The sequence below is a fragment of the Lysinibacillus canaveralius genome, from assembly GCF_047301505.1.
Lineage (GTDB): Bacteria > Bacillota > Bacilli > Bacillales_A > Planococcaceae > Lysinibacillus_B.
This window is the reverse complement of the sequence record NZ_CP154840.1, coordinates 411,049-422,842: the sequence shown is the minus strand read 5'-3', so window position 1 is coordinate 422,842 and position 11,794 is coordinate 411,049. Positions and strand designations below refer to the sequence as shown.

General features: G+C 44.0%; 8 protein-coding genes. All 8 read right to left on the bottom strand.

The genetic code is table 11. From position 1 onward, the window contains the following. Window positions 1-84: 84 nt before the first annotated feature. Entirely contained in the window at window positions 85-1,689 is a 1,605-nt protein-coding gene (locus AA0Y26_RS02180) for a CTP synthase (RefSeq protein WP_413364710.1), read from the bottom strand. Window positions 1,690-2,201: 512 nt separating this feature from the next. Next, the gene (gene rpoE, locus AA0Y26_RS02175; RefSeq protein ID WP_413364709.1) at window positions 2,202-2,786 is read right to left on the bottom strand and encodes a DNA-directed RNA polymerase subunit delta; all 585 of its coding nucleotides are present in this window, start codon (window positions 2,784-2,786) and stop codon (window positions 2,202-2,204) included. A 400-nt stretch (window positions 2,787-3,186) separates the two neighbouring features. Next, entirely contained in the window at window positions 3,187-6,465 is a 3,279-nt protein-coding gene (gene icmF, locus AA0Y26_RS02170; RefSeq protein WP_413364707.1) for a fused isobutyryl-CoA mutase/GTPase IcmF, read from the bottom strand. 111 nt (window positions 6,466-6,576) lie between these two features. Continuing rightward, window positions 6,577-7,209: a TetR family transcriptional regulator gene (locus AA0Y26_RS02165; protein WP_413364705.1), complete on the bottom strand. Its 633-nt coding sequence runs from the start codon at window positions 7,207-7,209 to the stop codon at window positions 6,577-6,579. A gap of 3 nt (window positions 7,210-7,212) precedes the next feature. Further along, on the bottom strand, window positions 7,213-8,352 hold the full coding sequence (locus AA0Y26_RS02160; protein WP_413364703.1) for an acyl-CoA dehydrogenase: 1,140 nt from the start codon (window positions 8,350-8,352) through the stop codon (window positions 7,213-7,215). Between the two features lie 51 nt (window positions 8,353-8,403). Next, window positions 8,404-9,540 carry an acyl-CoA dehydrogenase gene (locus AA0Y26_RS02155; protein ID WP_413364701.1) on the bottom strand — a complete coding sequence of 379 codons (1,137 nt, stop codon included), beginning with the start codon at window positions 9,538-9,540 and terminating at the stop codon, window positions 8,404-8,406. Window positions 9,541-9,552: 12 nt separating this feature from the next. Continuing rightward, on the bottom strand, window positions 9,553-10,404 hold the full coding sequence (locus tag AA0Y26_RS02150) for a 3-hydroxybutyryl-CoA dehydrogenase (RefSeq protein ID WP_413364699.1): 852 nt from the start codon (window positions 10,402-10,404) through the stop codon (window positions 9,553-9,555). Next, the gene (locus AA0Y26_RS02145; protein ID WP_413364697.1) at window positions 10,401-11,600 is read right to left on the bottom strand and encodes an acetyl-CoA C-acetyltransferase; all 1,200 of its coding nucleotides are present in this window, start codon (window positions 11,598-11,600) and stop codon (window positions 10,401-10,403) included. Before AA0Y26_RS02145 ends, AA0Y26_RS02150 begins: the two co-directional genes overlap by 4 nt. Window positions 11,601-11,794 lie beyond the last annotated feature (194 nt).

Genomic DNA, 11,794 nt, shown 5'->3' with positions numbered 1-11,794 from the left:
TCCGGCTAAATACACTAAAAGGTAGAGAAAACATAATGTTTTCTCTACCTTTTTTCATTTACTGTCTCCATCACAGATGGACAATTATTTTTGATTGTTAAATGCCGCACCTACAAATTCGCGGAATAATGGTTGTGGACGTTGTGGACGAGATACTAGCTCTGGGTGGAACTGACCAGCCACGAAGAATTTCTTCTCAGGCAATTCGATAATTTCCACAAGCTTGTTATCAGGTGATACACCTGAGAATACAAGGCCTGCCGCTTCCATTGCTTCACGGAATTCATTGTTAAACTCATAGCGGTGACGGTGGCGCTCATACACAAGCTCTTCTCCGTTGTAGCACTCACGCGCACGAGATCCCTCTTTCAATTTACATGGATATAAGCCTAAACGTAGTGTACCGCCAAGATCAATATCTTCTGATTGATCTGGTAGGAAATCAATGATTGGATATGGTGTTTCTTTATCCAGCTCTGTTGAATGTGCACCTTGTAAATCTAATACGTTACGCGCAAATTCTACTGTCGCTAATTGCATACCTAGGCAAATACCAAGGAAAGGTACATCATTTTCACGCGCATAGCGGATTGACTCGATTTTCCCCTCTACCCCACGGTCTCCAAAGCCACCAGGCACTAGAATACCGTCTGCTTGTCCAAGCAGCTCTGCCACGTTTTCTGCTGTTACATTTTCTGCATTTACCCAGTCAATTTCTATATCAGAATCATATGCATAGCCTGCATGCTTCAGTGCCTCTGCTACAGAAATGTAAGCATCCTGCAGTTCTACGTATTTCCCTACAAGTGCAATACGTGTTTTATTTTTCAGGTTTTTCACCTTTTCAACAAGCTCTTTCCAGTCAGACATATCTGCTTCCGGCGCTTTAATACCGAAGTGCTCAAGCACGATATCATCAAAATCCTGAGCGTGCAGGTTAAGCGGTACTTCATATAAATGCTCTGCATCACGGGATTCAATAATCTCATGAGGCTGTACATCACAGAATAATGCCAATTTATCTTTCATTTCTTGTGAAATCGCCTGTTCTGTACGTACAACGATAATATTCGGCTGGATCCCTAATGAACGCAGTTCCTTCACAGAGTGCTGTGTCGGTTTTGTTTTCATTTCCCCTGCTGCTTTAATGTAAGGGATTAATGTACAGTGGACATACATTACATTTTCATGGCCCAGGTTCGTTTTCATTTGTCGAATTGCTTCTAAGAATGGCAGCGACTCGATATCTCCTACTGTACCGCCAACTTCTGTAATAACTACATCGGCATTTGTTTCACGGCCGGCGCGTTGGATTCTATCTTTAATTTCATTTGTAATATGAGGAATTACTTGAACAGTACCACCGTTGTAATCTCCACGGCGCTCTTTTTGCAGAACAGATTGATATACACGGCCTGATGTAACTGTTGAGTGTTTCCCTAGATTGATGTCGATGAAACGCTCATAGTGCCCTAAATCTAAGTCCGCTTCCGCACCATCATCTGTTACGAATACTTCACCATGTTGGTATGGACTCATTGTACCTGGGTCAATGTTTAAGTATGGATCAAACTTTTGAATTGTTACTTCAAGACCGCGGTTTTTTAATAAACGCCCTAAAGATGCAGCAACAATTCCTTTCCCAAGCGACGAAACCACTCCACCTGTTACGAAAATATACTTTGTCATTCTAAATTCCTCCTTAAAAATTGGAAAGGCATATGCCGACTGAAAAGCGCCTTCATCATGCCTTTTTTAATAGGGGTAGGAAGGATTCCCTCCCTATTCACAAACCTTAAACTCAGTACAGAGCAGCTAGAAACAGCAATAACTTGTCCTGCGTTGCGAACTTTTGCTATAAAAAATAAAAAACGCCCCGCCTGCATACTAGCAGAGGGAGCGTATAACTTATACGGTCAATCTCCTTTTTAAAGGAGCCCAAGTAAAAGATTATACGGAAGTGAAAAAGAAGTCAAGCACTTTTACCTTGAAGGCTTGTCACAGCATACAGTTTCAATTAATTAACTATAGTCACACCCTTAGCGGAAGGGCTGTGGACATTGCTTTTACTTGAAAAGGATGCTTTCTGATCACTTACACCTTAGAGTCATACCGCGTATATGCTTCTCACCATAATAAAACGGTAAATTTCTGCTAACAAAAAAAGTATGGGCAAAACATCATCACCCATACTCCCAGTATTATTTCTCTTCTTCCTCGTCAAGGTCTTCTAGTTCATCAAGATCTTCTTCTTCTTCTTCCTCGTCATCAATAACGAACTCTTCTTCCTCTTCAGGAATCAGTTCTTCATCGATCTCCGCATCCAAATCCTCAATGTCTTCCTCGACAAATTCCAGCGCATCATCTTCTTCGATTTCTTCCTCATCTTCATCGTCTGAGAATTCATCGAAGTCTTCATCAAATACGATATCATCTTCATCAAGGTCGATGATTTCGTCCTCATCATCGATAACTGCTTTTGATTTTTTCTTGCGTGCTTTTACAGTTGGAGCCGTTTCTTCTTCAATCGTCTCCACTTTATACCATTCACGCAGACCCCATCCATTCTCATGATTTAGTAAAAAGCGGCCGTCGATATTCATATCTGTATAAAATTGAACAAGGCGAGATTTCATTTCCTCATCTGAAAAGCCATTTAAGCTTTGAAGCTCTTTTACTAGATCGGCAAATGAGATTGCAGATTTACGTTCTTCTAAAAAAGCGTATGCTAAATCAATTAACGACTCTTCTGCTAATTGTTCTTTTGTCATTTCACGAAAGTTCAAATCGTGCACGTCCCTTCATTTATTACATTTCCTAAGCATAATACCCATTATATACAAACATTATAGTACTATGCTAGTTTCATTTATTGTTTTTTAATTTCGACATTTCTTTCAGGCCGATATAAAAGAAAAGCGCAGACAAAACCAATAGCGGAATCGACGCTAATTGTTCATTATACAGGAAATAGGTGGCTGTTAGACAACAAAATATAACGATATATTTTACATGTGATATCACTTATGCCACCTCCCTTGTTGACCTTACATCCAGTATACTAAATTCTGGTAGGCTCGTCGTGTAAAAAGTATGTCGGAATAACGAGTAAGAGGCGGGCTAGATAGGGCAGCTCTCGGCCCCTATCCAGCAGCATATGTGATGTGTTTCTATCTTTTTTCTTGCTTACATATTGCGTCGATATTGACCGCCCACTTCATATAGTGCATGCGTAATTTGCCCAAGACTTGCTACCTTTACCGTCTCCATCAGTTCAGCAAAAATATTGCCGCCTGTTACTGCAGCCTGTTTCAAGCGTTTAAGCGCTTCAACATTCTTTTCTGCGTGACGCTTCTGGAAGGCTTGAAGATTAGTGATTTGTGCATCTTTTTCTTCCTTGGAAGCGCGCGCGATTTCCATAGAGTTAATATCCTCATCAGATGGCGGGTTCGGGTTTAGGTATGTGTTCACCCCAATGATTGGCAGCTCACCTGAATGTTTTAGATGTTCGTAATACATGGATTCCTCTTGGATCTTACCCCGTTGATACTGTGTTTCCATAGCCCCCAGCACACCACCGCGGTCATTAATGCGGTCAAATTCATCGAGCACTGCCTGCTCTACAAGATCTGTCAGCTCCTCGATGATAAATGCCCCCTGCAGCGGGTTTTCATTTTTCGTCAGCCCATGCTCTTTCGTAATAATCATCTGAATGGCCATCGCCCGTCTTACGGATTCCTCTGTCGGTGTTGTAATTGCCTCATCGTACGCATTTGTATGAAGGGAGTTACAGTTATCGTGCAGTGCCATTAAAGCTTGCAGCGTCGTGCGAATATCATTGAAGTCAATTTCCTGCGCATGCAGACTGCGCCCTGACGTTTGAATATGGTACTTCAGCTTTTGCGAGCGTTCATTCGCGCCATATTTATCGCGCATGACGATTGCCCAAATACGGCGTGCCACACGTCCGATTACCGTATATTCCGGATCGAGTCCGTTTGAGAAGAAGAAAGATAAATTCGGTGCAAAGTCATCAATATGCATGCCGCGGCTCAAATAGTACTCAACATAAGTAAAGCCGTTTGCCAGTGTGAAGGCCAGCTGCGAAATCGGGTTTGCCCCAGCCTCTGCAATATGATAGCCGGAAATAGACACAGAATAATAGTTACGTACTTTATGGTCGATGAAATATTGTTGAATATCGCCCATCATACGCAGCGCAAACTCCGTTGAGAAAATACATGTATTTTGCCCTTGATCCTCTTTTAAAATATCTGCCTGTACTGTACCGCGCACAACTTGAAGCGTTTTTTCACGTGTCTCCGTAAACTCTTCTACCGTTAAAGGACGGCCAAGTTCTTCCTCGCGTTTGCGTACCTGCTGGTCAATCGCAGTATTCATAAACATTGCCAGAATGATTGGGGCCGGACCGTTAATTGTCATTGAGACAGATGTACTTGGCGCACACAGGTCAAAACCGTCATATAGCTTTTTCATATCATCGAGTGTGCAAATGCTCACTCCTGATTCTCCTACCTTACCGTAAATATCAGGTCGGATATGCGGATCTTCCCCGTATAGCGTTACCGAGTCAAACGCCGTTGATAGGCGTTTTGCATCATCATCCTTTGATAAATAGTGGAAGCGTTTGTTTGTACGCTCCGGTGTACCTTCTCCTGCGAACTGGCGCTTCGGATCTTCTCCTTCACGCTTAAATGAAAATACGCCCGCTGTGTAAGGGAATGACCCAGGTACATTTTCCGCATAGACCCACCGCAGGATTTCTCCGTAGTCTTCGAATTTCGGAAGCGCTACTTTAGGGATTTTCGTCCCGGATAATGAGGTTGTCGTAAGCACCGTACGGATTTCCTTATCGCGCACCTTCGTCACATACTCATCGCCGCTATATGCTTCCTTCAATGCTTTCCAATTATCGAGGATTTTCTTCGATTCTGTAGAAAGCTCTCCTCGTACTCCTTCAATTAATGAATTAATCGAGGCGATCAGCGCATCTTCACCTTCCGGAAGCTGTTTTAGCGTTCCTTCTAATTGATAGAGTCTGCGTGCAAGCTCTACCTGCTGTGCTGCTCTTTTATGATAGCCGCGTACCGCATCTGTGATTTCACGTAAATAGTAGCGGCGGTCGTTTGGAATGATAACATCCTGTTTTTGTGTTTTGATAGATTGCTCGTAGGATGTTTCCCAATTAAACCCGCACTTTTCATTGATAAGACGCACGATAGCGGCAAACAATGAATTTGTTCCTTTATCATTGAATTGAGAGGCAATCGTACCGTATACCGGCATGTCATCTAAATTCGTATCCCACATTTCGCGGGATCTCTGCATTTGCTTTTGCACTTGGCGAAGAGCATCCTCAGAGCCTTTGCGTTCAAATTTGTTGATTGCAATAAGATCCGCGTAGTCAATCATATCGATTTTTTCAAGCTGCGTTGGCGCCCCAAACTCGCTTGTCATCACATACATTGAAAGATCTGTATATTTCGTAATCTCTGCATCCCCTTGCCCGATGCCACTCGTCTCCACAATCACTAAATCGTAGCCGGCTGCTTTAACGACATCCAGCACATCACCGATAGAGGCCGATAGCTCAGTACGGGAGCCGCGTGTCGCTAAACTGCGCATGTATACTCTGTTATTGAAGATCGCATTCATGCGGATACGGTCTCCAAGCAGCGCACCGCCCGTTTTTTGCTTCGTCGGATCGACCGATATAATTGCTACGCGTTTATCAGGAAACTCCTGAAGGAAACGGCGAATGAGTTCATCTGTCAAGGAGGATTTCCCTGCACCGCCTGTACCTGTAATACCGAGAACAGGTGGTTTTTTCGTATTGGCGCGGGCTGTTTTCAGCAGTTCCGCTACCCCTTCACCGCCTGTTTCGGCAGCTGTAATTAAATTGGCTAAAATTTCTGGTGATTCCGGCGTCAGCTTCTCTAATTTTTCCACATAGTCACCATTTAATGTAGAGAAGTCTGCCCCTTTCATCTTTTCATTAATCATTCCCTGCAGGCCAAGACGCCGGCCATCTTCCGGTGAAAAGATGCCATTAATACCGTATTCATGTAATTCCTTGATTTCGCGCGGCAGGATTACCCCACCCCCGCCGCCATAGATTTTAATATGGGGTGCCCCTTTTTCACGCAGCAGGTCATACATGTACTTAAAGTATTCCATATGACCGCCCTGATAGCTTGATACGGCAATCCCTTGTGCATCTTCCTGAATAGCAGCATTCACCACTTCTTCTACCGAACGATTATGCCCTAGATGAATAACTTCTGCTCCGCTCGATTGCAGAATACGCCGCATAATGTTAACTGACACATCATGCCCATCAAATAAGCTTGATGCTGTTACAAAACGGACATGATGTGTCGGTTTGTATACTTCTACTTTCGTTTCAACTGGCTGCTCGACTTTTGTCTCTACTTCTGTTGTCATATTGAAACTCCCCTTTGTTATGAAATATCTCCCATCCCGGTCCCCTTACCGGGCAGCAATTAAACAGCACCGTTAATTGCCACGAAGCGTATGCAATTAACGGTGCCTTACTTATTTCTTAAAATGCAAAACGCCATGTAAAAATAAATTCGTCTGCAATTCAATGTACTCTTCAATTGTATAGCGATTTTTGAGTGCCCATTTACGGAATGCCCATGACTGCCCCTGTACAACAAGATGATTTGCTGCTAGAAACAGCTCCTTTTCATCAAGCTCCAGCACCCCTGACTTCACACATCCTGCTAAAATTTCTTCGAAGATGGCAACCATTTCAAGTTCCTTGCTTAATACATACTGCATAGCCTCTTTCGGCAAGGATTTTGTTTCCTGATACATAATTGTGAATTCATCAAACATCCCATCGATGAGCAGGAAATATTGGCTGATCGCTTCCTGAAGCGCCTCAATTGTACCAGCATTTGTCGGAAAGCGTGATAGGCGGTTCGTCACTTCATTAAAAATACTGTCACATACTAAATAAAGGACATCTTCTTTTGTCCGGATATACTCATATAATGTTCCAATACTAAACCCTGCAGCTTTGGCGATTTCCCTTGTCGTTGCACGATGAAAGCCCTTTTCCCGAAACAGATTCACACCTGCACGCACAATCTGTTGTCTGCGGATTTCGATTAAGCTTGCATCTTTGACCGATGTTTCAACACGGATTTTTTTATTTGCCATGCATTACTTTGTCAGCATACGCGAAATGACAAGACGCTGAATCTCTTGCGTGCCTTCGTAAATCTGTGTAATTTTCGCGTCACGCATAAAGCGTTCTACTGGATAGTCTTTTGTATAGCCATATCCGCCGAAAATCTGCACAGCATCTGTCGTTACGCTCATCGCTGTATCCCCAGCCATCAATTTCGCCATTGCAGAGGCCTTTCCGTATGGAAGATCATTTGATTCCAACCAAGCTGCTTGATAAGTAAGAAGACGAGATGCTTCCACCGCTGTCGCCATATCAGCTAATTTGAAGGACACACCTTGATTTGCTGCGATTGGTTTGCCGAACTGTACACGCTCTTTTGCATAGTCAACTGCTGCATCGAGTGCCCCTTGTGCAATTCCTACTGCCTGGGCAGCAATCCCATTACGTCCACCGTCTAATGTTTTCATCGCGATGATGAAACCTTCTCCTTCGGCGCCAAGAAGATTTTCTTTTGGAACACGGCAGTTTTCAAAAATGATTTCTGTCGTTGGAGAAGAACGAATTCCTAATTTCTTTTCCTTTTTCCCTACAGAAAAGCCCGGGAAATCCGATTCGACAATAAAGGCTGATGTCCCTTTATGCTTTGATTCCGGATCTGTTACCGCAAAAACAATATAGATATCTGCAACCCCGCCGTTTGTAATGAAGATTTTTGATCCATTTAAAATATAGTCGTCTCCATCTTTTACAGCATAAGTTTTCATACCGCCTGCATCCGAGCCTGACCCCGGTTCAGTTAGACCATAGGCACCGATTTTTTTCCCTTCTGCCATTGGACGAAGGTACTTTTGCTTTTGCTCTTCGTTTCCGAACTTGTAAAGCGGCCACCCTGCAAGTGATGTATGTGCTGATAACGTTACCCCTGTTGAGGCACATACACGGGATAATTCCTCTACCGCGATACAATATGCCAAATAGTCGAAGCCTGCTCCACCGTATTCTTCCGGCCATGGAATACCTGTCAGACCAAGCTCAGCCATTTTATCGAAAATGCCGCGGTCAAATTCTTCGTTTTCATCCCGCTCTGCTGCAGTTGGTGCTACTTCATTGATTGCAAAATCTCGAATCATTTCCCGTAATTGTTCATGTTCTTCTGTCAGTTGAAAGTTCATTGTACAAATCCCCTTTTCCCCAATGTATTTATATAATGATAGTCCCTTTGCTTAACTAAATAGATGCTTGCCAATGACGATACGCTGAATTTCGGATGTCCCCTCATAAATCTCGGTTACTTTCGCATCACGGAAATAGCGCTCAACCGGATAGTCCTCTGTATAGCCGTAACCTCCAAAAATCTGCACGGCATCGATTGCTACATCAACGGCTGTTTTTGATGCAAATAACTTTGCCATTGATGCTTCCTTTCCGCATGGAAGTCCTTGAGTACGCAGATTGGCTGCGCGGTAAACGAGCAATCTCGCTGCCTCTACAGCTGTTGCCATATCTGCCAGTTTGAAAGCCACCCCTTGGTTTGCCACAATTGGCTTGCCGAATTGTACACGTTCTTTTGCATAGTTTGCTGCTGCTTCCAGCGCTGCTTCAGCAATCCCCAATGCCTGTGCAGCAATACCAATACGGCCGACATCCAAATTGCTCATTGCAATTTTAAAGCCATCCCCTTCAGCACCCAGCAGATTTTCAGCAGAAACAACCATATTGTCAAATGTCAGCTGTACTGTGCGGGAACCGTGAAGCCCCATTTTGTGCTCATCTTTTCCGATAATTAACCCCGGTGTTCCCTTTTCGACGATGAATGCTGAGATACCGCGAGATCCAAGCTCTGGGTTAGTTGAAGCAAATACAATATACACATCTGCTTCACCCCCATTTGTAATGAATACTTTCGAACCGTTGATGATATAGTTTTCACCATCTTTTACAGCCCGAGATTTCAATGATCCAGCATCACTTCCGGCACCTGGTTCCGTCAAACAGAAGGCACCAAGATATTCACCATTTGCTAATTTCGGTACATACTTTTGCTTTTGCATATCATTGCCGAAATACAGAATTGGATTTGTTCCTACCGATGTATGTACAGAGAGAATAACTCCCACAACTGCGCTCACTTTGGAAAGCTCGTTAATTGCGATGATGTAGGAAGTAAAGTCCATCTCCGAACCACCTAGACTTTCAGGAGCTGTCGTTCCCATCAGGCCGAGGCCGCCCATCTTCTTCAAGATTTCCCGTGGGAACTCTCCCTGCTCCATTCGTTCAACGAATGGCTCAATTTCTGTTTTGGCGAAATCCCGGACCATTTGGCGCATCATTTCTTGTTCTTCAGTGAATCGAAGTTCCATGTGAACGTCCCCCTATTCGTAAACGTAGAAGCCGCGCCCAGATTTTTTCCCCAGCCAGCCAGCTGCCACGTATTTACGTAATAACGGACACGGTCGGTATTTCGAATCACCAAGCCCTTCATGCAGAATTTCCATGATGGAAAGACAAGTGTCAAGACCAATAAAGTCGGCCAATGTTAAAGGCCCCATCGGATGATTCATACCAAGCTTCATGACATCATCAATTGCTTCCTTTGACGCTACCCCTTCGTATAATGCATAAATTGCTTCGTTAATCATCGGAAGAAGAATACGGTTAGATACGAAACCAGGGAAGTCATTCACCTCTACCGGCGTTTTACCAAGCTTGCGTGTCATTTCCTCCACTGCTTGATAAACCTCATCAGTAGTAGCCAGCCCGCGGATAATCTCTACAAGCTTCATAACCGGTACCGGATTCATAAAGTGCATGCCAATAACCTGCTCCGGGCGCTCTGTTACAGCCGCAATCTCTGTGATTGGCAGGCTTGATGTGTTCGTTGCTAAAATAGCATGTTTCGGTGCAATCGTATCAAGCTGTTTGAAAATTGATTGCTTAATTTCCATGTTTTCAACAGCCGCTTCGATGACAAGATCCACATCTGCTGCATCTTGCAGGTCAAGCGACATTGTAATACGTCCGAGAATCCCCTGTTTCTCTTCTTCTGTTTTACGTCCCTTTTCTACATCGCGGGATAGGTTCTTCGTCATAACGCCAAGTCCGCGCTCAAAAAACTCCTGCTTGATATCATTTAACTTCACATTGAATCCAGCCTGTGCACATACCTGGGCAATGCCCGAACCCATCTGACCTGCACCAATTACCATTACTGTTTGAATTGTCATTGTCCATCCCCCTGTTTTGCTACTTCAATCATGATGGCATCCCCTTGACCTCCACCAGAGCAAATCGCTGCGATACCGATACCGCCGCCGCGACGTTTCAATTCATAAGCAAGTGTCAATACAATACGGGCACCACTTGCCCCAATTGGATGACCTAGTGCAACCGCACCGCCATTTACATTCACCTTATTTTCATCAAGTCCTGCAATCTGATTGCTGACTAGTGCAACCGCTGCGAAAGCTTCATTGATCTCAATCAAATCAACTTCTTCTATCGTCTTGCCAGTTTTCTCTAGCAGTGCATTAATAACAAGGCCCGGTGTTTGCGGGAAATTTTTCGGTTCCACAGCAATTTCTGTATGCGCCAAAATTGTCGCGAGCGGCGTACGCCCTTCTGATTTTGCCCGTTCTTCGTTCATCAGAACGACAGCACATGCTCCGTCATTAACGCCCGGTGCATTGCCGGCAGTAATCGTCCCTTCCTTGCCAAAAGCAGGACGAAGATTTGCAAGCGTTTCCACAGTTGTGTCTGGTCGAACTGCTTCATCTGAACCGACAACAACTGGTTCGCCTTTCCGCTGCGGAATTTCTACAGAGACGATTTCCTCCGCAAACTTTTCTGCCGCCTGTACCGCTAGTCGATGGCTGCGTTCTGCCCATGTATCCTGATGCTGTCGTGAAATCTGAAACTCATCTGCAGTTGAATTACCGTAAGTACCCATATGCACATGCTTTGGATCAAACGAGCAGGAAAGCCCATCATACACCATGCCATCCACTATGCTTGCGTCTCCCATGCGCAAACCAAAGCGGCCTTTTGGCAAATAATACGGTGCGTTAGACATGGATTCCATTCCTCCAGCAATGATTACCTCTTCGTCCCCTAAACGAATGAGCTGATCGCCGAGTGTTATACTGCGCATGCCAGATGCACATACTTTGTTGATCGTTTCTGTTTTGACATTCCAAGGAATACCAGCCTTGCTTGCTGCCTGTCTAGAAGGAATCTGTCCCTGACCTGCCTGCAGTACTGTCCCGAAAATAACTTCCTGCACCTCTGCAGGCTGAACACCTGACTTTTCCAATGCTGCCTTGATGGCAATACCGCCTAAATCACTTGCCTGCAGACTTGCCAGTGCACCGCCAAACTTACCGAATGGTGTACGAGCACCATCTAAAATAACTGTTCTATTCAATCAACAACACCCCTTTGTTTCGATTGATCTTCTGAAAAGATTTTCGCCGACTGAACGCTCGCTCAGTATTATTGCAAAAAAATAACAAAATCATTGTTATATAAAAAATATACTAAATAGTTAGAAGATTTTCAATTGGTTTTTGTATTTTTTAAATTTCATAATTTTTGATGCTTAAAATCTGGATATTTTTG